Source organism: Pelomonas sp. BJYL3, assembly GCF_027257975.1.
GTDB classification, from domain to species: domain Bacteria; phylum Pseudomonadota; class Gammaproteobacteria; order Burkholderiales; family Burkholderiaceae_C; genus Roseateles_B; species Roseateles_B flavus.
Window position 1 is genome coordinate 967,490 of record NZ_JANZKX010000001.1, and the last position, 21,541, is coordinate 989,030.

General features: G+C 69.0%; 26 protein-coding genes. 8 read left to right on the plus strand and 18 right to left on the minus strand.

The genetic code is table 11. The features are described from left to right. The first annotated feature begins 92 nt into the window (after positions 1-92). The 4 genes from O9Y01_RS04275 to O9Y01_RS04290 are packed head-to-tail and all read left to right on the plus strand — an operon-like array spanning position 93 to position 4,369. Complete coding sequence (locus tag O9Y01_RS04275) at positions 93-1,643, plus strand: DUF3369 domain-containing protein (protein ID WP_269630239.1); 1,551 nt, start codon at positions 93-95, stop codon at positions 1,641-1,643. 9 nt (positions 1,644-1,652) lie between these two features. Next, a complete protein-coding gene (locus O9Y01_RS04280; RefSeq protein ID WP_269630240.1) occupies positions 1,653-2,960 on the plus strand; it encodes a GAF domain-containing sensor histidine kinase in 1,308 nt (435 codons plus the stop codon). 40 nt (positions 2,961-3,000) lie between these two features. Beyond that, entirely contained in the window at positions 3,001-3,822 is an 822-nt protein-coding gene (cobS, locus tag O9Y01_RS04285; protein WP_269630241.1) for an adenosylcobinamide-GDP ribazoletransferase, read from the plus strand. A 4-nt stretch (positions 3,823-3,826) separates the two neighbouring features. After that, the gene (locus tag O9Y01_RS04290) at positions 3,827-4,369 is read left to right on the plus strand and encodes a histidine phosphatase family protein (protein WP_269630242.1); all 543 of its coding nucleotides are present in this window, start codon (positions 3,827-3,829) and stop codon (positions 4,367-4,369) included. A 1-nt stretch (position 4,370) separates the two neighbouring features. Here the strand turns inward: O9Y01_RS04290 and O9Y01_RS04295 are convergent, their stop codons facing one another. From O9Y01_RS04295 to O9Y01_RS04370, 16 genes are all read right to left on the minus strand, one after another. After that, positions 4,371-4,622, minus strand: coding sequence for a YfhL family 4Fe-4S dicluster ferredoxin (locus tag O9Y01_RS04295; RefSeq protein WP_269630243.1), 252 nt, complete (start codon positions 4,620-4,622; stop codon positions 4,371-4,373). 22 nt (positions 4,623-4,644) lie between these two features. Further along, complete coding sequence (gene coaD, locus O9Y01_RS04300) at positions 4,645-5,145, minus strand: pantetheine-phosphate adenylyltransferase (protein WP_269630244.1); 501 nt, start codon at positions 5,143-5,145, stop codon at positions 4,645-4,647. Positions 5,146-5,252: 107 nt separating this feature from the next. Further along, positions 5,253-5,870 (minus strand): 16S rRNA (guanine(966)-N(2))-methyltransferase RsmD, encoded by a 618-nt coding sequence (gene rsmD, locus O9Y01_RS04305; protein ID WP_442952706.1) that lies wholly within the window; start codon positions 5,868-5,870, stop codon positions 5,253-5,255. Then, positions 5,867-6,646, minus strand: coding sequence for an imidazole glycerol phosphate synthase subunit HisF (gene hisF / locus O9Y01_RS04310; protein ID WP_269630245.1), 780 nt, complete (start codon positions 6,644-6,646; stop codon positions 5,867-5,869). The genes rsmD and hisF overlap by 4 nt, the downstream gene beginning before the upstream one ends. Positions 6,647-6,709: 63 nt before the next feature. Continuing rightward, the gene (gene hisA, locus O9Y01_RS04315) at positions 6,710-7,459 is read right to left on the minus strand and encodes a 1-(5-phosphoribosyl)-5-[(5-phosphoribosylamino)methylideneamino]imidazole-4-carboxamide isomerase (RefSeq protein ID WP_183103832.1); all 750 of its coding nucleotides are present in this window, start codon (positions 7,457-7,459) and stop codon (positions 6,710-6,712) included. A 91-nt stretch (positions 7,460-7,550) separates the two neighbouring features. Further along, on the minus strand, positions 7,551-8,201 hold the full coding sequence (gene hisH / locus O9Y01_RS04320; RefSeq protein WP_269630246.1) for an imidazole glycerol phosphate synthase subunit HisH: 651 nt from the start codon (positions 8,199-8,201) through the stop codon (positions 7,551-7,553). Then, a complete protein-coding gene (hisB, locus tag O9Y01_RS04325; RefSeq protein WP_269630247.1) occupies positions 8,201-8,800 on the minus strand; it encodes an imidazoleglycerol-phosphate dehydratase HisB in 600 nt (199 codons plus the stop codon). The genes hisH and hisB overlap by 1 nt, the downstream gene beginning before the upstream one ends. A gap of 19 nt (positions 8,801-8,819) precedes the next feature. Then, the gene (hisC, locus tag O9Y01_RS04330) at positions 8,820-9,923 is read right to left on the minus strand and encodes a histidinol-phosphate transaminase (RefSeq protein ID WP_269630248.1); all 1,104 of its coding nucleotides are present in this window, start codon (positions 9,921-9,923) and stop codon (positions 8,820-8,822) included. Between the two features lie 13 nt (positions 9,924-9,936). Continuing rightward, positions 9,937-10,398 (minus strand): PIN domain-containing protein, encoded by a 462-nt coding sequence (locus tag O9Y01_RS04335; RefSeq protein WP_269630249.1) that lies wholly within the window; start codon positions 10,396-10,398, stop codon positions 9,937-9,939. Further along, positions 10,395-10,613, minus strand: a complete 219-nt coding sequence (locus O9Y01_RS04340; protein WP_269630250.1) for a CopG family transcriptional regulator — start codon at positions 10,611-10,613, stop codon at positions 10,395-10,397. Before O9Y01_RS04340 ends, O9Y01_RS04335 begins: the two co-directional genes overlap by 4 nt. 94 nt (positions 10,614-10,707) lie before the next feature. Then, positions 10,708-12,240, minus strand: a complete 1,533-nt coding sequence (locus O9Y01_RS04345; protein ID WP_269630251.1) for a methyl-accepting chemotaxis protein — start codon at positions 12,238-12,240, stop codon at positions 10,708-10,710. Positions 12,241-12,394: 154 nt separating this feature from the next. Further along, entirely contained in the window at positions 12,395-13,705 is a 1,311-nt protein-coding gene (gene hisD / locus O9Y01_RS04350) for a histidinol dehydrogenase (RefSeq protein ID WP_269630252.1), read from the minus strand. A gap of 10 nt (positions 13,706-13,715) precedes the next feature. Continuing rightward, positions 13,716-14,357: an ATP phosphoribosyltransferase gene (hisG, locus tag O9Y01_RS04355; protein ID WP_269630253.1), complete on the minus strand. Its 642-nt coding sequence runs from the start codon at positions 14,355-14,357 to the stop codon at positions 13,716-13,718. A gap of 102 nt (positions 14,358-14,459) precedes the next feature. Continuing rightward, positions 14,460-14,729 carry a BolA family protein gene (locus O9Y01_RS04360; RefSeq protein ID WP_269630254.1) on the minus strand — a complete coding sequence of 90 codons (270 nt, stop codon included), beginning with the start codon at positions 14,727-14,729 and terminating at the stop codon, positions 14,460-14,462. A 96-nt stretch (positions 14,730-14,825) separates the two neighbouring features. Further along, a complete protein-coding gene (locus tag O9Y01_RS04365) occupies positions 14,826-15,596 on the minus strand; it encodes an ABC transporter permease (protein WP_269630255.1) in 771 nt (256 codons plus the stop codon). Next, on the minus strand, positions 15,593-16,540 hold the full coding sequence (locus tag O9Y01_RS04370) for an ABC transporter ATP-binding protein (RefSeq protein WP_269630256.1): 948 nt from the start codon (positions 16,538-16,540) through the stop codon (positions 15,593-15,595). Before O9Y01_RS04370 ends, O9Y01_RS04365 begins: the two co-directional genes overlap by 4 nt. Positions 16,541-16,653: 113 nt before the next feature. Here O9Y01_RS04370 and O9Y01_RS04375 point away from each other — a divergent pair, with 113 nt between their 5' ends. The 3 genes from O9Y01_RS04375 (at position 16,654) to O9Y01_RS04385 (ending at position 18,699) form a co-directional block, all read left to right on the plus strand. Next, a complete protein-coding gene (locus tag O9Y01_RS04375; protein WP_269630257.1) occupies positions 16,654-17,307 on the plus strand; it encodes a TetR/AcrR family transcriptional regulator in 654 nt (217 codons plus the stop codon). Positions 17,308-17,369: 62 nt separating this feature from the next. Next, positions 17,370-18,143, plus strand: a complete 774-nt coding sequence (locus O9Y01_RS04380; protein WP_269630258.1) for a hypothetical protein — start codon at positions 17,370-17,372, stop codon at positions 18,141-18,143. 226 nt (positions 18,144-18,369) lie between these two features. Beyond that, positions 18,370-18,699 carry a hypothetical protein gene (locus O9Y01_RS04385; RefSeq protein WP_269630259.1) on the plus strand — a complete coding sequence of 110 codons (330 nt, stop codon included), beginning with the start codon at positions 18,370-18,372 and terminating at the stop codon, positions 18,697-18,699. 91 nt (positions 18,700-18,790) lie between these two features. Here O9Y01_RS04385 and O9Y01_RS04390 read toward each other — a convergent pair whose 3' ends face one another. After that, the gene (locus tag O9Y01_RS04390; protein ID WP_269630261.1) at positions 18,791-20,221 is read right to left on the minus strand and encodes a wax ester/triacylglycerol synthase family O-acyltransferase; all 1,431 of its coding nucleotides are present in this window, start codon (positions 20,219-20,221) and stop codon (positions 18,791-18,793) included. Between the two features lie 127 nt (positions 20,222-20,348). Between O9Y01_RS04390 and O9Y01_RS04395 the strand changes: the two genes are divergently transcribed. Continuing rightward, a complete protein-coding gene (locus tag O9Y01_RS04395; RefSeq protein WP_269630262.1) occupies positions 20,349-20,600 on the plus strand; it encodes an acyl-CoA-binding protein in 252 nt (83 codons plus the stop codon). Positions 20,601-21,203: 603 nt separating this feature from the next. Here the strand turns inward: O9Y01_RS04395 and O9Y01_RS04400 are convergent. Continuing rightward, positions 21,204-21,533, minus strand: coding sequence for a polyhydroxyalkanoic acid system family protein (locus O9Y01_RS04400; protein ID WP_269630263.1), 330 nt, complete (start codon positions 21,531-21,533; stop codon positions 21,204-21,206). Positions 21,534-21,541: the final 8 nt, after the last annotated feature.

Sequence of the window (21,541 nt, forward strand, 5' to 3'; positions counted from 1 at the left end):
CACTTCCCCGCCACAGCCGGCCCCGCGGCCCTCCCCACAAGGGCAAGACTTGCCACCATAATGAGCCCAGCCTCAGCACATGGGAGCCAGTGATGTCCGACTTGGTGTTTGCCGACGAACTGCCTGAGGAAGTGCCTCAGGGACGCACGAAGGCAATCGACCCCTGGGTAGTGATGATCGTCGACGACGACCCCGCCGTGCACCAGGTCACGCAGCTGGTGATGGCGGACTTCGAGTTCGCCGGCCGACGCCTGCAGTTCCTGGACGCCTACAGCGCCACCGAGGCGCGCGAGCTGCTGCAGACCCGCCAGGACATCGCCCTGGTGCTGCTGGACGTGGTGATGGAATCCGAGCATGCCGGCCTGGACCTGGCCCGCTACATCCGTGAGGAGCTCGAGAACCACCATGTGCGCATCGTGCTGCGCACCGGGCAGCCGGGGCAGGCGCCCGAAGAGCATGTCATCAAGACCTACGACATCAATGACTACAAGGAGAAGACCGAGCTCACCAAGCGCAAGCTGATCACGGTCTTCTATTCGGCGCTGCGGTCCTACCGCGACATCATGATCATCGATCAGTCGCGCCAGGCCCTGCGCCGCTCCATCGACGCCATCACCCGCATCTACGACAGCCAGAACCTGCGCCGCTTCGCCTCGGCGGTGCTGGAGCAGGTGGCGCATCTGCTGGGCTACGAGGCCCAGGGCCTGTGCGCCAGCCGCATCTCGGCCTATGCCGCCTCGCACATCGAGGGCCGGCTCAAGGTGCTGGCGGCCACCTCGGAATACTCCAAGCTGCTGGTCGACGAGGAGGTCGACAGCCTGCCCGACGACGTCAGGACCTCGCTGGACAAGGCCCTGCATGACCAGCAGAGCCATTTCGAGGATCTCTGCTTCGTCGGCTACTACCGCACCAGCAGCGGCAACGAGAGCCTGCTGTACATGGTCTTCTCCGAGCCGGTCGATGCCGAGGCGCGCGAGCTGCTGGAGATCTTCTGCGCCAACGTGGCCATCACCTACGAGAGCCTGCTGCTGCGCGAGGAGATCGCCGACACCCAGCGCTCCACCGTCTACATCATCGGCGAGGCCGTCGAGAAGCGCTCCAAGGAAACCGGCGCCCACGTACGCCGCGTGGGCGAGCTCGCCGCCCTGCTGGCCGAGCTGGTGGGCATGAAGGCGGGCGATGTGGAATTCATGCGGCAGGCGGCGCCGCTGCATGACGTCGGCAAGATCGGCATCCCCGACCGCGTGCTCAACAAGCCCGGCAAGCTGGACGAGGAAGAGTGGGAGGTCATGCAGACCCATGCGCGCATCGGCTACGAGCTGCTCAGCAAGTCCGACAAGCGCATCCTGCAGCTGGGCGCCATCATCGCCCACGAGCACCATGAGCGCTGGGACGGCCAGGGCTACCCCCGCGGCCTGGCCGGCGAGCAGATCCATGTGGCCGGGCGCATCGTGGCCCTGGTCGACGTCTTTGACGCCCTGGTCAGCGACCGCTGCTACAAGAAGGCCTGGAGTTTCGACGAGACCCTGGCCTATGTGAAGGCGCAGGCCGGCACGCAGTTCGACCCCACGCTGGTGGAGCTGATGCTGAGCCACCTGGATGCCGTCCAGGAGATCTACCAGCGCCTGCCCGACCGCAGCTGAGTGGCCGCCATGAGCAGCACGCCGGGGCCGAACATCGAGCAGGCGCTGCGCGCACTGAACCTGGCCATCGGGGCGCTGCATGGCGCGCCCTTCTTCGAGGCCGTCAGTGCCAGCCTGGCGCACGAGCTGGGTGTGCAGGCCTGCTTCATCGGCAAGATCGAGCACGCGCCGCCGGGCCTGCGCGCCCAGCTGCTGGCGTTCTGGCAGCGCGGCCGCCACCTGACGCCCTTCAGCTACTCCCTGCAGGGAACGCCCTGCCGCAACGTGGCCGACGGTGCCGTCTGCTACCACGCCAGCGGTGTCCAGCAGGCCTACCCCACCGACACCCTGCTGGCCGAGATCGGCGTGCACAGCTACCTGGGCCTGCCGCTGGTGGACGGGGACGGCCTCGTCATCGGCCTGCTGTCCATCATGGACTGCGCCCCCATTCCCTGGGAGCGCCGCCTCTTCGCGCTGGAGCTGATGCAGGCCCTGGCCGGCCGCTGCAGCGCGGAGCTGCTGAACCTGCTGGCCCGCGAGCACGAGCAGCACCTGCTGATGACGCACGGCCAGCGCGAGCTGCGTGCCACCGGCCGCCTGATCGAGCAGGAACGCATGGCGGCCCTGGGCAGCCTGGTGGCGGGCATGACGCATGACATCGCCTCGCCCATCGGCGTGGCGGTGACCGCCTGCTCGGGGCTGGACGAATTCGCGCAGCGCCTGCTGCAGGGCCTGCGCGGCGGCAAGCTCACCGCGGCCGAGGCCGCCGAGCTGGCCCAGCGCATCGCCGACGCCAGCCAGCTGGCCGGCGCCCACCTGCGCCGCGCCTCGGACCTGCTCTCGGGCTTCAAGACCTACGCCGCCGACCAGGCCCAGCAAAAGGTCAGCGCCTTCGACCTCTGCGAGTACCTGCGCAACATCCTGCGTGTGCATGGCGCTCTGCTCAAGGGCGCGCGGGCCCGGCTGGAACTGGACCTACCCGAGGCCGCGCCAGTGGTGATGTGCGGCGGGCAGTTCTCGCAGCTGCTGGCCAAGCTGCTGCGCAACAGCTGTGCCCACGCCTTCGAAGGCATCGGCGACCGCCGCATCACGCTCAGCCTGCAGCGCGACGGCGACTGGGCCCGGCTGCACTACCGCGACAACGGCCGCGGTCTGCCCGCGCCCCTGCGCGAGCAGCTGCTGCAAGGCTGGGACGCCGTGCAGGACCAGGGCCTGGGCCTGCATCTGATGGCCCAGCTGTGCCAGATGATGCAGGGCCGCATCCGTCTGGACCCGGACGCGCGGCCGGGCACGGGCTATATCATCGAGCTCCCCCTGAATCCGCCCGAGCAGGGCTGAGTGCGCGGCCCCGCGGCGGTGCGCCCAGCCGGCCTCCCGCATGTCACGCCTGCTGCACGAGCTCCGCCTCTTCTTCATCGCCCTGCAGTTCTTCACCCGTGTGCCGATCCCGGCCTGGGTGGGCTTCGAGCCGGCTTGGCTGCAGCAGTGCGCGCGCCATTTCCCGGCGGTGGGTGCGCTGGTGGGTCTGTTCAGCGCGGCGGTCTTCGGCGGCGCCCTGCTGGTCTTCCCGCCGCTGATCGCCGGCCTGCTGGCCATCGCGGCCAGCGTGTGGCTCACGGGCGGCTTCCATGAAGACGGCTGGGCTGACACCTGCGACGGCCTGGGCGGCGCCGTGAGCCGCGAGAAGGCCCTGCTGATCATGAAGGACTCCCGCCTGGGCAGCTACGGCGCCCTGGGCCTCATCCTGCTGCTGGGCCTCAAGGCCGCGGCCCTGGCCGCCCTGGCCGAACGTGCGCCGCTGCTGGCCGTGCTGCTGCTGGCCTGGGGCCACATGGCCTCGCGCCTGGCCCCGCTGCTGCTGATGCGCAGCCTGCCCTACGCCGGCGATGCCGAGCACGCCAAGGCCAAGCCCCTGGCCACGCAGATTGGCGCGGGTTCGCTGGCCGCCGCAGCGCTGATGGCGGTGGGCCTCACGCTGCCGCTGCTGGCCGGCCCCTGGCCGCTGGGCGATGTCCTGCTGATGCTGGCCGCACAGATCGGCGCCGCAGCCCTGACGCTGCTGTGGATGCACCGCTGGCTGCGCCGCCGCCTGGGCGGCTACACGGGCGACAACCTGGGTGCCAGCCAGCAGCTCAGCGAGCTGATGCTGCTGATGGCCGCGCTGGCCGTGCTGCCGCATCTCGGCCTGGGCACGACCTGACCCCATGGCGGGCCCAGAAGGCATCACGGTCTGGCGCCATCCCCGCCCCGAGGGCGTGAAGGGGCGCTGCATCGGCGCACGCAGCGACGTGCCCGTGCACTGGCGCCGGGCCAAACGCCTGGCGCGGCGCATCCAGGCTCATGCGCGGCGGCATCGGCTGCCGCATGAGATCTGGACCTCGCCCCTGCAGCGCTGTGCCGAGGTCGGCCGCTGGCTGCGGCGCTGGGGCTGGACGCACCACACGCGAGACGAGCTGCGGGAGATGGACTTCGGGGCCTGGGATGGCCGCTCCTGGCGCGACATCCCCAAGGCCGAGGTGGACGCCTGGGTGGCCGATTTCCTCGGCTTCGCGCCCGCGGGCGGCGAGTCCCTGCAGGCCCTGCTCGACCGCGTGGCGGCCTGCGCCCTGCCGGCGGGCGCCCTGGCGGTCAGCCATGGGGGCTGGATGCTGGCCCGGCGCTGGCGGCACGAACAGCCGCAGCGGCAGCCCTCGGCAGACCGTTGGCCCCGGCCGCCGGACTATGGCGAGGCCTGGCGCGTGGGCTGAGTCAGGCCGCCTGCGTCAGCCGCACGAACTTCTGCATCAGCGTCTCGCGGCTCTCCACGTGCTCGGGATTGACCGGGATGCAGGCCACCGGGCACAGCTGCACGCACTGGGGCTCGTCGAAATGGCCCACGCATTCGGTGCACTTGCCCGGGTCGATCTGGTAGAACTCCTCGCCCATGGAGATGGCCTCGTTGGGGCATTCGGGCTCGCAGACGTCGCAGTTGATGCATTCGTCGGTGATCATCAGTGCCATGGCGCTACTCCTGCCTTCTGCCTCAACCCTGCTTGGCCACGCGGTCCGCGAGGCGGGCGCTGACCGAGGGCGAGACGAACTGCGAGACGTCACCGCCCAGCTTGGCGATCTCGCGCACAAAAGTGCCGGAGACAAACTGGTACTGGTCCGAGGGCGTCAGGAAGACGGTCTCCACGTCGGGCATCAGCTTGCGGTTCATGCCGGCCATCTGGAATTCGTAGTCGAAGTCGCTCACCGCGCGCAGGCCGCGCACGACCACCTTGCCGCCGTGCTGGTGCACGAAGTCGCGCAGCAGGCCGCGGAAGGCGATCACCTCCACATTGGGGTAGCGCGCGGCCACCTCGCGGGCGATCTCCAGGCGCTCGTCCGGCGAGAACAGCGTGTTCTTGTGATGGCCGGCGGCCACCGCCAGGATCAGGCGTTCGAAGAGCTGGCTGGCGCGGCGCATCAGGTCCTCATGCCCGAGGGTCATGGGATCGAAGGTGCCGGGATAAACGGCGGTCAGCACGGTGGCAGAGGTCAACACGGGCTCCTGGCCGTCGCCAAGGTGGCGGAAACTGCAAGGGGCAGCGACGGCGGCCCGATTATCCCCTGCCCGGTGTGATCCGCCCGCGTCAGGGGTCTCGGCCCTCAGCCCTCGCGGCGGAACAGGGCGTAGTGCACGGCGCCAGCCTTGCCGCTGCGGTGCGGCAGCAGGCCCAGCTCGGGCGCCGGCGTCAGCGCCTCGGGCGCCTCGACGTAGAGATAGCCGCCCGGCACCACCAGGGGCGCCGCGGCGCGCAGGGCGGGCTCGAAGAGGCCGGCGTCGAAGGGTGGGTCCAGCATCACCAGCTCGAAGCGGGCCGGCGCGCTGCGGGCCATCCAGGCCAGGGCGTCGGCGGCCTCCACGCGCAGCGTCTCGGCCTTCAGCCGGGCCTTTGACGCATTGAGGCTGCGTGCCAGCTCGGCATCGCGCTCCAGCAGCAGCACTTCGTCCGCGCCGCGCGAGGCGGCCTCGAAGCCCAGGGCGCCACTGCCCGCGAAGGCGTCCAGCACGCGCCAGCCAGTGAGGTCCTGGCCCAGCCAGTTGAACAGGGTCTCGCGCACGCGGTCCGGCGTGGGGCGCAGGCCCGGCTTGTGGGCCACGGGCAGCTTGGAGCGCTTCCACTGGCCGCCGATGATGCGGACCTCGGCCGGCGCCAGGCGCGGCGCGCCCTGAGGCTTGGCACGCGCGGCCGGAGCGGCCTCGGGTTTCGATCGTGACTTCACTGCCGCACCTCGATGCCGCGCGAGGCCATCAGCGCCTTGGCCTCGCCCACCGTGTGCTGGCCATAGTGGAAGATGCTGGCGGCCAGCACCGCATCGGCACCGCCGATCTGGATGCCCTCGACCAGGTGCTCCAGCGTGCCCACGCCGCCCGAGGCGATCACGGGCACGGGCACGGCGTCGCTGACGGCGCGCGTGAGCGCCAGGTCGAAGCCGATCTTGGTGCCGTCGCGGTCCATGCTGGTCAGCAGGATCTCGCCGGCGCCGAACTCGGCCATCTGCCGCGCCCACTGCAGGGCGTCGAGCCCGGTGTTCTTGCGCCCGCCATGGGTGTAGACGTCCCAGCCCTCACCGCGCGCGGCGAGATCGTCGCCCTGGCGGCGCTTGGCGTCGATGGCCACGACGATGCACTGCGAGCCGTACTTCTCGGAGGCATCGCGGATCAGCTGCGGGTTGGCCACCGCGGCGGAGTTGAAGCTGACCTTGTCCGCCCCTGCATTCAGCAGGCGGCGCACATCGGCCACCGCGCGCACGCCGCCGCCCACGGTCAGGGGGATGAAGACCTGGGAGGCCACGGCCTCGATGATGTGCAGGATCAGGTCCCGGCCATCGCTGGTCGCGGTGATGTCCAGGAAGGTGAGCTCGTCCGCGCCCTGCTCGTTGTAGCGGGCGGCGATCTCCACCGGGTCGCCGGCGTCGCGCAGGGACTCGAAGTTGACGCCCTTCACCACGCGACCTCCGGTCACGTCCAGGCAGGGAATGATGCGTTTGGCCAGCATGGGGCGGGTCTTTCAAGAACAAGGGCCGCTGCGCGAGCGGCCCCATGATGGAGTCGGGCGGGATCAGGCCTGGGCTTCGGAGAGCTCGTCGGCCCGCTTCTGGGCGGCGGCGAGGTCCAGGTCGCCCGTGTAGATGGCGCGGCCGCAGATCACGCCCTCGACGCCTTCGCTCTCGACGGCGCACAGGGCCTCGATGTCCTGCATATTGGAGAGGCCGCCCGAGGCGATCACCGGAATGGACAGGGCCTGCGCGAGCTTGACCGTGGCCTCGATGTTCACGCCGCTGAGCATGCCGTCGCGGCCGATGTCGGTGTAGATCACGCCCTCGATGCCGTAGTCCTCGAACTTGCGGGCCAGGTCGATCACCTCATGGCCGGTGAGCTTGCTCCAGCCGTCGGTGGCGACCTTGCCGTCCTTGGCGTCCAGGCCAACGATGATGTGGCCGCCGAAGGCCGAGCAGGCGTCCTTCAGAAAGCCCGGGTTTTTCACCGCGGCGGTGCCGATGATGACGTAGGACAGGCCGTCGTCCAGGTAGCGCTCGATGGTGTCGAGGTCCCGGATGCCGCCGCCCAGCTGGATGGGGATGTCATCGCCCACCTCGCGGATGATGGCCTTGATGGCCGCCTCGTTGACGGGCTTGCCCGCGAAGGCGCCGTTGAGGTCCACCAGGTGCAGGCGCCGGGCGCCGGCATCGACCCAGCGTCGCGCCATGGCCGCGGGGTCCTCACCGAAGGTGGTGGAGGCGTTCATGTCGCCTTGTTGCAGGCGGACGCATTTGCCGTCTTTCAGGTCAATGGCAGGGATCAGCAGCATGGCCGAGATGCAGGTGGTGGGAGAAGGTTGAAGGGGAAGACGGGGCGGGGAAAAGCGGTGCTCATGCCGGGGCGGGAGACGGGGGGCGTCCTCATGGCTTCCAGTGCAGGAAATTGCGGTACAGGGTCAGGCCCATCGCGGCGCTTTTCTCAGGGTGGAACTGGGTGGCGAAAATATTATCCCGGGCCACGGCGCAGGTAAAGCGGTCCCCGTACTCGGTCTCGGCGGCACGGTGGGCGGCGTCGGTGGGGGCCGTGTAGTAGCTGTGCACGAAGTAGTACCAGCTGCCGTCCGGCACGCCGGCAAAGACAGGGTGCGGCCGGGTCTGGAACACCCGGTTCCAGCCCATCTGCGGCACCTTGTAGCGGCTGCCGTCGGGCTGCAGGCGGCCCTGCAGCTGGAAGCGCTTCACCTGGCCGGGGATCAGGCCCAGGCCGGGGGTGTCCTGCTCCTCGCTGTGCTCCAGCAGCATCTGCATGCCCACGCAGACGCCCATCAGCGGCTTGCGCGCGGCGGCATCCAGCACCGCCTCCTGCAGGCCGGAGTCGCGCAGCTCGCGCATGCAGTCCCGCATGGCGCCCTGGCCCGGCAGGACCACGCGCTCGGCGGCGTAGACCTCCTCCGGCTTCGAGGTGATCAGCACCTCCACGCCCTGGCCGTCGGCGGCGTGGATCACCGCCTGGGACACGGAACGCAGATTGCCCATGCCGTAGTCAACGACGGCCACGGTCCGGCTGGCCATCACAGGGTCCCCTTGGTGGAAGGGATCACGCCCGCAGAGCGCGGATCCAGCGTCATCGCCATGCGCAGCGCGCGGCCGAAGGCCTTGAACATCGTTTCGCACTGGTGGTGGGCGTTGTGGCCCTTGAGGTTGTCCACGTGCAGGCTTACCAGGGCGTGGTTGACGAAGCCCTGGAAGAACTCGTAGGTCAGCTGGGTGTCGAAGGCGCCGATGCTGCCGGCGGTGAACTTGACGTCCATCTCCAGGCCCGGGCGGCCGGAGAAATCGATCACCACGCGCGACAGCGCCTCGTCCAGCGGCACATAGCTGTGGCCGTAGCGAGTGATACCCCGCTTGTCACCGATGGCCTGGGCCACGGCCTGCCCCAACGTGATCCCGACGTCTTCCACCGTGTGGTGGCCGTCGATGTGCAGGTCGCCCTGGGCTTCGATCTCCAGGTCGATCAGGCCGTGGCGCGCGATCTGGTCCAGCATGTGGTCGAAGAAGCCGATGCCGGTGGCGAGCTTGGCCTCCCCCGTGCCATCGAGATTGACGCGGACGCGGATCTGCGTCTCCTTGGTGTCGCGGCGGACTTCGGCGATGCGTGCGGCGGTGCTCATGGTCTGGACTTCGGCAGGTTCAAGGCAGGTTCAAGTCGATGAGGGTGGCTTGCAGGGCGCTCAGCAGGGCCTGGTTCTCCACCGGCGTGCCGATGGTGATGCGCAGGCATTGCTGCAGCAGCGGGTGCAGGCCGGAGACGTTCTTGATCAGCACGCCGCGAGCCTTGAGGCCCGCGAACACGGCGGCGGCATCCGGCACGCGCACGAGCAGCATATTGCCCTGGCTGGGGAAGACCTGCACCCCCCTCAGTTGCTGCAGGGCGGCATGCAGGCGCTCGCGCTCGGCGCGCAGGGCGGCCGCCTGCTCGGCGTAGACGGCCTCGTGCTCCAGCGCAAAGAGCGCCGCCTCGGCATTGAGCACGCTGACATTGAAGGGCGGGCGCAGCTTCTCGATCTGGTCCACCAGCTCGCGCCGGCCCATCAGGTAGCCGATGCGCACGCCGGCCAGGCCGAACTTGCTCATGGTGCGCATGACCAGCACTCTGGGATGGCGCTGCATCAGGGCCAGGCCGTCGCGCTCGGCAAAGGGCTGGTAGGCCTCGTCCAGCACCACCAGACCCGGTGCGGCCTCGATGAGGCGCTCGATGACCGCCTCGTCCCAGAGATTGCCGGTGGGATTGTTCGGATACGAGAGGTACAGCAGCGCCGGCCGCTCGGTGGCGATGGCGTCCAGCATGGCGGCCTCGTCCAGCTCGAAATCGGGCCGCAGGGGCACGCCCACGAAGCGCAGGTGCTGGTACTGGGCCGAGATGCCGTACATCACGAAGCTGGGCAGGGGCGACATGATCACCGCGCCCGGCCGGGCCACGGCCAGGCTCAGCAGGGAGATCAGCTCGTCCGAGCCATTGCCCAGCGTCAGGCCGTAGCCCTCGGACGGCAGGCTGGCGTGGCGGGCCAGGGCGGCGGCCAGCTGCTGCGTGCCCTCGGCCGGGTAGCGGTTCAGGGCCACGCGGCCCAGGCGCTCGCCCAGTTGCTGCTGCAAGGCCTCGGGCAGGCGGTAGGGGTTCTCCATCACGTCCAGCTTGACCAGGCCGGCGCCGGACTGCACCGGGTAGGCCTGGGTCTGGCGCACGTCCTCGCGGATGCAGGAGAGGGCTTGGCTCAGTTCGTCCGTGGTGTTCATGCGCGTTCCGGGGTCAGGCCTTGCCTGCGGCGAACAGGGCGTCCGGCGCGGCCTGCAGGGGATTGAGGATCTGCACGCTGTCCAGCTGCAGGCCGTGGGCCAGCTCCAGGCTCAAGAGCCATTCGCAGCCCTGGGCCTTGGCGGCGGCCACGACCAGGGCGTCCATATAGGCCAGGCCGAAGCGGCTTTCGATGGACCAGGCGCTCTCCACGGTCGCGTGGTCGATGGCCCAGGGTTGCCAGCGCTGGTAGCGGCGCACCTCGGCGCGGGCGTCGCCATTGGGCATGGCGGGCTGCAGCCGGGTGGTGACGAGGCGATAGAAGTCGTTGAGCACCTGGGTGGAGACGCGGCCGGCGCGGCGCTGCCAGAGCTCGCGCAGCCAGGCCAGGGCCTGGGCCTGATCGGCGGGGCGGGCGCCGTCCTCGCTGAGGATCAGCACCGAGGTGTCGACGAAGACCACAGGCGCGGCGCTCACAGGGCGCCCCGCGCGGGATAGGCCTGGCCGTCGCTGGACCAGCTGCGCTCGCGATGCAGCCAGTCCTGCATGGCGCGCTCGTAGGCGTCGTCATGGCGCATCTTCTCGGCCAGCAGCTCACCGACCAGGCGCGAGACACTGGTATTGCGGCGCGCCGCCTCCAGCCGGGCCCATTCGGCCACGCTGTCTTCCATGGTCACGGTGACGTTCTTCATGAGGCGAAGACTAACACGAAGTTCGTGTTGCACGAACTTCGTGTGATCAATGCAAGCTTCGCCGAGGCCGAACGACGGAAGGCAGACGCCTGACTCAGGCGGTCTTGAAGCCGGACACCGCCGCGCTCAGCTGCGCCGCCTGGTCCCTCAGCGACTCGGCCGCGGCGCTGGATTCCTCCACCAGGGCGGCGTTCTGCTGGGTGACCTCGTCGAGCCGGTTCACCGCCTGGCCCACCTCGGTGAGGCTGACGCTCTGCTCCTGGGTCGCCCGGCTGATGTCCTCGATGATGTGGCTGACCCGCTGCACCGCCTGCACCAGCTCCTGCATGGTCTGGCCGGCCTCGGCGACCAGGCGGGTGCCGGCATCGACCTTGTCGACCGAGGTCCCGATCAGCGCCTTGATCTCGCGCGCCGCCTCCGCGCTGCGCTGCGCCAGTGAGCGCACCTCGCCGGCCACCACCGCGAAGCCGCGGCCCTGCTCGCCGGCCCGCGCGGCTTCCACCGCGGCGTTCAGCGCCAGGATGTTGGTCTGGAAGGCGATGCCGTCGATCACGCCGATGATGTCGCTGATCTTGCGCGAGCTGGTGTTGATCTCCTCCATCGTGCCGACCACCCGGCCCACCACGGCCCCGCCCTGTTCGGCCACCGTGCTGGCATCGCGAGCCAGGCTGGTGGCCTGGCGCGTGGCATCGGCGTTCTGGCGCACGGTCTCGCTGAGGGTCTGCATGGTGGCCGAGGTCTCCTCCAGGCTGGAGGCCATCTGCTCGGTCCGTGCGGACAGGTCGCTGGAGCCCGCCGCCACCTCGCTGCTGGACAGGGCGATGCTCTCCGCACTGCTGCGCACCGTGCCGATGGAACGGTTCAGGGACTGGCGCATGTCCTCCAGCGCGGTGGCCAGGCGGCCGAACTCGTCGCGCCGCGAGGTGTCCACGTCCACGCCCAGGTCACCGCCGGCCACCCGCTCCGCCACGCTGACCATGCGCTGCAGGGGGTCGACGGTATTGCGTGTCAGGAACATCGCCACCAGGCCGCCCGCCACCAGCTGCAGCGCCAGCAGCACCATCAGGGTGAGGCGCACGCTGCTGTAGGTGTCCTTGGCTTCGGTGTAGCTGGCCCCGGCGCCGTCCTCATTGATCTTGACGACCTTGGCCAGGGCCGTCGACGCTTCCGCCACGGACTTCAGCGAGTCCCCCACCACCAGGGCCTGGTACTCCGCCCGGTTGCCGGCCTTGCGCTGCTCGACCAGCCGGTCCTGCACCGCCAGGTAGGCATCGATGCGGGCCTTGGCCTCCTTCCAGGCCGCCTCTTCCTCGGGGCTGGAGATCATGGAGATGTAGGCCGCCTGCAGCTGCTGCAGATCCTTCTCGCGCTGGGATTTGAGCGTCTCCATGACGCTCTGCACCTCAGCCACTGTCTCGATGATGCACATGCGCAGCTCGAGGCGGCGGATCTCCTGCAGTTTGTCCTCGATGGATGCGATGGATTTGATGCTGGGCATCCAGTTGGTCGCCAGGTCGCTGACATTGGCCTGGATCAGCCCCAGCCGCGAGATCGAGAGCAGGCCCAGCAGCCCCGACATCAGCAGCACGGCCGCGAAACCCAGGCCGATGCGCATCCCCACTTTCATGTCCGACAGTCTCATCACGAGCCTCCGCAGGATTGGCGATGGGCCATCCTAGGGCAAGTGGTCCGCGGCTGGCGAGTCCCTGATCCATGAAGAAAGCCCGGGCAGGCCGGGCTTTGCAGAGCGGAAACAACACTGTCGCGCGGACAGCGCGACCTCAGCCTTTGAGCCGATACTCCGCCGCCAGCGCATGGCCCTGCAAGCCCTCGCCGTAGGCCAGGGTCGCGGCGATGGGGCCCAGCTTCTGCGCGCCGGCCTCGCTGACCTCGATGAGGCTGCTGCGCTTCTGGAAATCGTAGACGCCCAGCGGCGAGGAGAAGCGCGCCGTGCCCGAGGTGGGCAGCACATGGTTGGGGCCCGCGCAGTAATCGCCCAGGGACTCGCTGGTGTAGGCCCCCAGGAAGATGGCGCCGGCATGGCGCAGCAGGGGCTCCCAGCGATGGGGCTCGTGGCTGGAGACCTCCAGGTGCTCGGGCGCGATGCGGTTGCTGATCTCGCAGGCCTCTTCCATCGAGCGCGTGAGGATCAGCGCACCACGGCCCTCCAGCGAGGCGCGGATCACCTCCTGGCGCGGCATGGTGGGCAGCAGGCGCTCGATGGCCGCGGCCACCTGCGCGATGTAGCCGGCATCCGGGCACAGCAGGATGCTCTGCGCCAGCTCGTCATGCTCGGCCTGGCTGAAGAGGTCCATGGCGACCCAGTCCGGCGGCGTGCTGCCGTCGGCCAGGACCAGGATTTCGCTGGGGCCGGCAATCATGTCGATGCCCACCTGGCCGAAGACATGCTTCTTGGCGCTGGCCACATAGGCATTGCCGGGGCCGGTGATCTTGTCCACGCGAGGCACGGTGGCCGTGCCGTAGGCCAGCGCGGCCACGGCCTGCGCACCGCCGATGGTGAAGGCGCGGTGCACACCGGCCACATACGCGGCGGCCAGCACCAGGGCGTTCTTCTCACCGCCGGGGGTGGGCACGACCATGATGATCTCGGGCACGCCGGCCACCTGGGCCGGGATGGCGTTCATCAGCACGCTGCTGGGGTAGGCCGCCTTGCCGCCGGGCACGTAGATGCCCACGCGGTCCAGCGGGGTCACCTTTTGCCCCAGCAGGGTGCCGTCCTCGTCGCGGTAGCTCCAGCTCTCGCCGCAGGCGGCCTTCTGGCGCTCGTGGTAGCTGCGCACGCGGCACGCGGCGGCCTCCAGGGCCTCGCGCTGGGCGGCCGGCAGGCCGTCGAAGGCGGCCTTGAGCTCCTCGCGGGTCAGCTCCAGCGCACCGAGCGATTCGGCCGTCAGCCGATCAAAGCGGGCGGTGTACTCCAGCACCGCGGCATCGCCACGGGCGCGCACATCGGCCAGGATCTCGGCCACGCGGGACTCGATGGCGGCGTCGGTGTCGGCGGACCAGTGCAGCACGCGCTGGAACTCGGCCTCGAAGTCGGCGCCCTGGGTGTTGAGTTGTCGCAGCTTCAGCATCTCATTCCCCTCAGGCGGCAGGCGTGGCGGAGGCGAAGGCGTCGATCAGCTGGCGCAGCGGCTCGCGCTTGAGCTTCAGCGCCGCCTGGTTGACGACCAGGCGCGAGGAGATCTCCATGATGTGCTCCACCTCCACCAGGCGGTTGGCCTTGAGCGTGCTGCCAGTGGAGACCAGGTCCACGATGGCGTCGGCCAGGCCGGTCAGCGGGGCCAGCTCCATGGAGCCGTAGAGCTTGATCAGGTCCACGTGCACGCCCTTGTCGGCGAAATGCTGGCGGGCGATCTCGGTGTACTTGGTGGCCACGCGGATGCGCGAGCCCTGCTTGACCGCGGCGGCGTAGTCGAAGTCGTCGCGCGTGGCCACGCTCATGCGGCAGCGGGCGATGCGCAGGTCCAGGGGCTGGTAGAGGCCCGCGCCGCCATGCTCGATCAGCACGTCGCGCCCGGCCACGCCGAGATCCGCACCGCCGTACTGCACATAGGTGGGCACGTCGGTCGCGCGCACCAGCACCACGCGCACCTCGGGCTTGTTGGTGGGCAGGATCAGCTTGCGGGAGGTCTCGGGGTCCTCGAGCACCTCGATGCCGGCGGCCTTCAGCAGCGGCAGGGTCTCTTCGAAGATGCGTCCCTTGGAGAGGGCCAGGGTGATCATGGGCGTCCTTTGCGGTCTGGATTTCTAGACTCGGCGGACGGCAGCGGGATCACCGGGAGCGGCACCACACCGCCACCCGCCCGGTATCAGGCGGATGGGGTGTCAGGGATGGTGATGGCCGGCAGCGGCCGGCTCGGCCCCGTGCTCGGCCGGCGTCAGCGTCTTCATGGACAGGGCGTGGATCTGCTCGCGCATGCGCTCGCCCAGGGCCTGGTAGACGCGCTGGTGGCGGCGGATGCGGGACAGGCCCTCGAACTCCGCGGAGACGATGGTGGCGAAGAAATGGCGGCCGTCACCCTCGACCTGCAGCAGCTGGCAGGGGAGTCCGTCGGCAATGTATTGCTGAACTTCAGCGGGAGTGGGATCGGCCATGATGGGCGGGATTCTACCGAGACGCAGACCGCCCCGGCCAGGCCGGGGCTTCTGAGTTGATGCAAGCGGGCTTCGCGGGCGCTGTTGCGGCGGGCCTCAGCCGCGGATCTTGTAGCCCCGCTTGAGCAGCCCCAGCGCGATGGCGGAGACCGCCACGAAGCTCGCGCCCACGATGGACAGGCTCAGCCAGGGCGAGACGTCGCTGACGCCGAAGAAGCCGTGGCGGAAGCCGTCGATCATGTAGAAGAAGGGGTTCAGGTGGCTCACGCCCTGCCAGAAGGCCGGCAGCGAATGCACCGAATAGAACACGCCCGAGAGGAAGGTCATGGGCATGATGATGAAGTTCTGGAAGGCCGCCATCTGGTCGAACTTCTCGGCCCACAGGCCGGCGATCAGTCCCAGCGCGCCCAGCATGCCCGCGCCCAGCAGCGCGAAGACCAGCACCCACAGCGGCTGCGCCAGCCCCGGTGGCGCGAACCAGGCCGTCACCAGGAAGACGCCCAGGCCCACGGCCAGGCCGCGCACCACCGAGGCGCCCACATAGGCCAGGAACCAGGCCCAGTGCGACAGCGGCGTCAGCAGCACGAAGACCAGGTTGCCGGTGATCTTGCTCTGGATCAGCGAGGACGAGCTGTTGGCGAACGAGTTCTGCAGCACGCTCATCATCACCAGCCCCGGGATCAGGAAGGCGGTGTAGGCCACGTGGCCGTAGACCTTCACATGGTCCTCCAGCACGTGGCCGAAGATCAGCAGGTACAGCACGGCGGTCAGCACCGGCGCGGCCACGGTCTGGAAGCTCACCTTCCAGAAGCGCAGCACTTCCTTGTAGAACAGCGTGCGCGCGCCTTCGAGTCGGATCCCGCTCATGCCTGAGCTCCTTGCATGATCTCCAGGAACACGTCCTCCAGGTCGGCACGGCCGATCTCGAGGTCCTCCACCGGCACGCCGGCCGCGCGCAGGCGGGCCAGCACGCTTTCGACCTCGGCCGCGTCATGCGCCTTGATCTGCACGATGCGGCCGGTCACGCGGGAGAGGGGGGTCAGGTCTTGCGGCAGCGCAGCGTCGGTCTTGAAGCGCAGCATGGTGGAGGCCTTGCCGGCCAGCAGGTTGCTGGTGCGGTCCAGGGCCACGATGCGGCCGGTCTTGAGCATGGCGATGCGGTGGCACAGGGCCTCCGCCTCTTCCAGGTAGTGGGTGGTCAGCAGGACGGTGTGGCCTTCCTTGTTGAGCCGGGCGATGAAGGCCCATAGCGTCTGGCGCAGCTCCACGTCGACGCCGGCGGTGGGCTCGTCCAGCACGATCACCGGCGGGCGGTGCACCAGGGCCTGGGCCACCAGCACGCGGCGCTTCATGCCGCCCGAGAGCTGGCGCATGTTGGCCTGGGCCTTGTCGGCCAGGCCGAGGTTCTCCAGCAGCTCGTCGATCCAGGAGCCGTTGTTGCGCACGCCGAAGTAGCCGCTCTGGATTTCCAGGGCCTCGCGCACCGAGAAGAAGGGGTCGAAGACCAGCTCCTGCGGCACGATGCCCAGGCACTTGCGGGCGGCGGCGTAGTCGTCCACCACGTCATGGCCCAGCACGCGCACGCGGCCGCTGCTGGCCTTGGAGAGGCCGGCGAGGATGGAGATGAGGCTGGTCTTGCCGGCGCCGTTGGGGCCCAGGAGACCGAAGAATTCGCCGGGCTGGATGTCGAAGGAGACCTGGTCCAGGGCCTTCACCTGGCCGCCGCGGTAGGTCTTGGAGACCGCCTCGAAGCGAAGGGCCGGGTGCTCGCGGCCTGTGGGGGCGGCCGCTGCAGGGGTGGGGCTTTGCATGGCGGCGGATTGTAGGGAGCGTGCCAAATTCCTGCTGGCGCTGGAGCCAAACCCCTAGAGTAGGGACTCGTCTTGGTGCCAGAATCAGCCGAGACAGCCACTAAAAGCATTCCATGGCCACCAAGAAGCCGCGGCGCACCGCAGAACGCATCCTCGAAGTCACGCTGGACCTGTTCAACCGCTTCGGTGAACCCAACGTCTCGACCACGCTCATCTCGGCCGAGCTCAACATCAGCCCCGGCAACCTCTACTACCACTACCCCGCCAAGGACGAGCTGATCAACGCCTTGTTCGCGGCCTACGAGCGCGAGCTCACCGAGCTGCTGGGCGCCTCGGACAACGTCCGCAACGTGGAAGACGCCTGGCTCTTCTTCCACATGCTCTTCGAGCTGATCTGGAAGCACCGCTTCCTCTACCGCGACCTCAACGACCTGCTCTCCAAGAACCGCAAGCTGGAGACGCACTTCCAGACCGTGCTGGCGCACAAGGGCCAGGCCATGCGCGCGGTGCTGTCCGGCCTGCAGCATGGCGGCGCCCTGCGCATGGAACCCCGCGACGCCGGCCCCACGGCCGAGGCCATGGTGGTGCTGCAGAGCTACTGGCTGAGCTACGAATACGTGCGCGACCCGCGCCACGCCCTGGAGCCCGAGCGCGCCGGCAGCGCGCTGATGCGCGGCGCCTTCCATGTGCTGAGCACCCTGCTGCCCTATCTAGAACCCGGCTCGCGCGAGCACCTCTTCACGCTGGCCGGCCGCTACAACGGCTAGCCGGCCGCCAGGCGCAAGACCTGCCCCCGGCGGCATACCCCACACACAACACGGAGACATCGATGGCCAAGTGGACTGCCTTCCCCTACGACAACGCGGCCTTCCAGTACGACGCCGCCAGCCTGAAGAAGCACTGGGCCCGCCTGCATGCCGGCGACGCCGAGCCCTTCCCCAAGGACGCCGCCGTGCAGCAGGCCTGGATCCATTTCCACGCCGGCGAGTTCCAGAAGGCCTACGAGGCCGGCCTGGCCGCGGGCGGCGCCGGCATCACCGTGGCCAACAAGGCCCAGGCCATCTACGCCAACTACCTGGAGAAGAAGGAAAAGGCCAAGCTGGAGATGTTCCTGGAGGTCGCCGAGCGGGCCGAGAGCCTGCAGGAGACCGAGCCGAAGAACGCCAACGCCTGGTACTGGCAGGCCTATGCCCTGGGCCGCTACAGCCAGGGCATCAGCGTGGCCAAGGCCCTGGCCCAGGGCCTGGGCGGCAAGGTCAAGGCGGCGCTGGAGAAGGCCATCGAGCTGGCCCCCAAGCATGCCGACGCCCACATCGCCCTGGGCGCCTTCCATGCCGAGGTGATCGACAAGGTCGGCAAGCTGCTGGGCAAGACCCAGGGCGCCGACACCGCCACCGGCCTGAAGATGTTCGAGCAGGCGCTGAAGCTCAACCCGACCAGCGCCATCGCCATGATCGAGCGTGCCAACGGCCTGGTCATGCTGGAGGGCGACAAGCGCCTGGCCGTGGCCGAGCAGCTCTACGCCGACGCCGCCGCCTGCGAGCCCATGGACGCCATGGAATGCCTGGACGTGGAGCTCGCCAAGGAAGAGCTGGAGGAGTGAGGCCTCGCGCGGGAAGGCCCGGGATCCGGGGCTTCCCGGGCCCCCGCAGCCGCGGGGGCACCCCCGGCGATTCGTGGGAAAGCGCACGGATTTCGCCCCTGCTCGGTGGATGCCCTCAATGGTCATCAGGCCTGCGGGCCGCTAAGCTGTGTGCACTTTTACCGCCGGGCGGGTCCACGAGGCCCGCTCCGCACCGTCTCACCGCACTCGTCGCAAAGGTTGCATCATGAAGAAGTTCCACCTGATCGCCCTGGCCGCCCTGCTGGGCACCTCCCTGGCCCAGGCCGCCAAGCCGGCTGAAAACCGCGAAGTGCAGGCCCTGCGTGCCGAATGCGCCGCCCAGCACACCGTGAGCTTCGACACCGCCCGTGACGACAACGAATACCGCTTCGTCTATGCCAAGGGCCAGCTGCGCGGCGAGTACACCGAAGGCAAGGCCCTGAAGTGCACCGAAGCCCAGTACGCCGCCTACCTGGACAACGGCGCCGATCCCGCCCGCGTGATGTCGGCCTACCCGACCGCCGCCGGCCGCCCCAAGGCCCAGAAGTCCAAGTGAGGAGCCGGGCCGGCGCCCTGCCGGCCCCGCCCATAAGAAAAGAGCCAGGCCCGCAGCCTGGCTTTTTTCATGGGCGCGCGCGGCGCGCCGCTCAGGCGCCGTCGACGTCCGACAGCTGCTCGTCGCCCCAGGGCAGCATCAGGGCCAGCATCAGCAGCTGGTTGAACTCGGGCGCGAACTGGTCGATCACGGCCTGTGGATGCGGGCACAGCTTCTCGTCGGTGATGAGGCCGAACTGCACCTTGCCGGCGTAGGTCAGGATGGACACGCCCACGCCCATGTCGCCGGACTGCGGCACCCAGAACATCACGCGGTCCACGGTGGCACCGCAGAACTTCAGGGCCTCCGCCGGGCCGGGCACATTGGTCATCACGGCCGTCGCCTTCTTGGCGAAGATGTTGAGCATGGCGTGCTGCACCGGCTTGATCAGCAGACCCGCCACCGAGAGCAGGCCGAAGGCCATGATGGGCTGGAAGCTGCCCTTGAGCTCCTGCATGCGGGCGCGCACCGCGTAGAGCCGCTCCACCGGGTTGGCAATGCCGATGGGCAGCACCAGAGGCACCAGGCCGAAGCGGTTGCCCAGCTGGTAGGCCTTCTCCAGCGGGCGCAGGTTGACCGGCACCATGGCGCGGATCTCCTTGCCATCCACCGCCTCCCCCCGCGAGCGCAGGTAGCGGCCGATGGCGCCGGCCACGCAGGACAGCAGCACGTCATTGACCGAGCAGTTGAAGCCCTTGCCCACGGCCTTCACCGCATCCAGGGGCAGGCCTTCGTCCCAGGCCACGCGCTTGACGGTGCCGGGCTTGCCCTTGAGGCTGGTGGGCGAGTCATCGGACATCAGCGCGAAGGCCGCGACATCGCTGACCGCCTGGTAGCCCAGCTTGGCCGCATGCAGGGAATGGTCGATGGGATGGTCGGCCGCCATCATCAGGTCCACGCCCTTGGACATGGCCGCGCCCGAGACGCCGATGGCCTTGATGGTGAGGTCGGTGATGGGCTTGAGCAGGGCATCGGTCAGCCAGTCGTGGTCTTCCTCGACCGCGGGCTCGTGGCGGCGGCGCTTGGGCGGGGGCTTGCCGCCGTCGGTGATGGACAGCATCACCGCGATCAGCGCCACGCCGTCGGCGATGCAGTGGTGGATGCGGGCGATCAGCGCGCTCTCACCGTCCATGTCCTCGACCAGCTCGAACTGCCACAGCGGATGCGCCGGATCCAGCGGCTGGGCGCACAGCGCGCCGACGCGCTCCTGCAGGGCCTGCTGCAGGGACTGGCCGCGCGCGGGCTTGAGCGTGCCGGGCACGACGTGGCGGGCGATGTCGAAGTCTTCATCGTCGACCCACTGCGCGCCCAGCGCGTCTTCCACCACCTTCTGGCGGAAGCGCCGGTACTGCAGCAGGCGCTCCTCGACCCGCTGGCGCAGGTCCTGCAGCGAGAGCCGCGGCCGCAGGGTCCAGATCCCGACGATCATCATCAGGTTCTGCTCGGTATCCATCCGCAACCAGGCGGTATCGACCCGGGACATGCGTTCTGCTGCGGCCAAGGCGTGCTCCTCGTTCTAGAGTGTCTGACCCAGACATTGCTGGGTAATATGCTCGGTGTCCATCCCGATTGTCACCAAACTTTGGTGCCGCAAAACCCAAGGAGACGAGATGAGCCTCAAAGAGCAATTCGACGCCGCAGTGGCCGATTCCAAGAACCTGCCCGAGCGTCCCGACAACATGACCCTGCTCAAGATCTATGCCCTGTTCAAGCAGGCCAGCAGCGGTGACGTGGAAGGCTCGCGCCCCGGCTTCACCGACATGGTCGGCCGCGCCAAGTACGACGCCTGGGCCGCGCTGAAGGGCACCAGCACGGACGAGGCGATGCAGCAGTACATCGATCTCATCGAAGGCTTGAAGTAAGCCCCCCCCCTACTCGCTTCGCGAGCCCCCCCAGGGGGGCGATCGTGGCGGACCGGCGGAGCCGGATCCGCACGATCCGTGCGGGGTGCGGGCTTGCGCCGCGCGGGTCACACCTTGTGGCGGTGGGGCGGTTTGCCACCACGGATGAGCCGGGCGTTCAGCCTGGCTTTTTCTTTTGGGCAGCGCCTCGTTCCTTGCGGACCGGCAAAGCCGGATCCGCACGATCCGTGCGGGGCGCGGGCTTGCGCCGCGCAGGTCAAACCATGTGGCGGTGGGGCGGTTTGCCACCACGGATGAGCCGGGCGTTCAGCCTGGCTTTTTCTTTTGGGCAGCGCCTCGTTCCTTGCGGACCGGCGGAGCCGGAGCCGCACGATCCGTGCGGGGCGCGGGCTTGCGCCGCGCAGGTCAAACCATGCGGCGGTGGGGCGGTTTGCCGCCACGGATGAGCCAGGCGTTCAGCCTGGCTTTTTCTTTTGGGCGGCGCCTCGTTCCTTGCGGACCGGCGGAGCCGGATCCGCACGATCCGTGCGGGGCGCGGGCTTGCGCCGCGCAGGTCAAACCATGTGGCGGTGGGGCGGTTTGCCGCCACGGATGAGCCAGGCTTCAGCCTGGCTTTTTCTTTGCCGCCTTCTTGCCGCTTGCGGACTTGGCCAGCAGGGCGTCGAGTTCCTTCTGGACTTCGGCCTCGATGGTGGACTTGAAGGCGCCCAGCAGGAAGCCGAGCTTGGCCTCGAGCTCGAAGTGGTCGCCGGTGACGATCAGCTGGCCCTTGACGCCGGAGCGCTCGAACTCCACGGTGTCGCTGGTGTCGCCCTCGATCACGGTGCACTCCATGTCGAACTTCTGCTCGACCTGCTCGGCCCAGGCCCAGGCCACTTCGCGGGCCTTCTCGAGGCCCAGTTGATGGTCGCGGTGGATGTGGATGTCAGCCATGGTGAGGG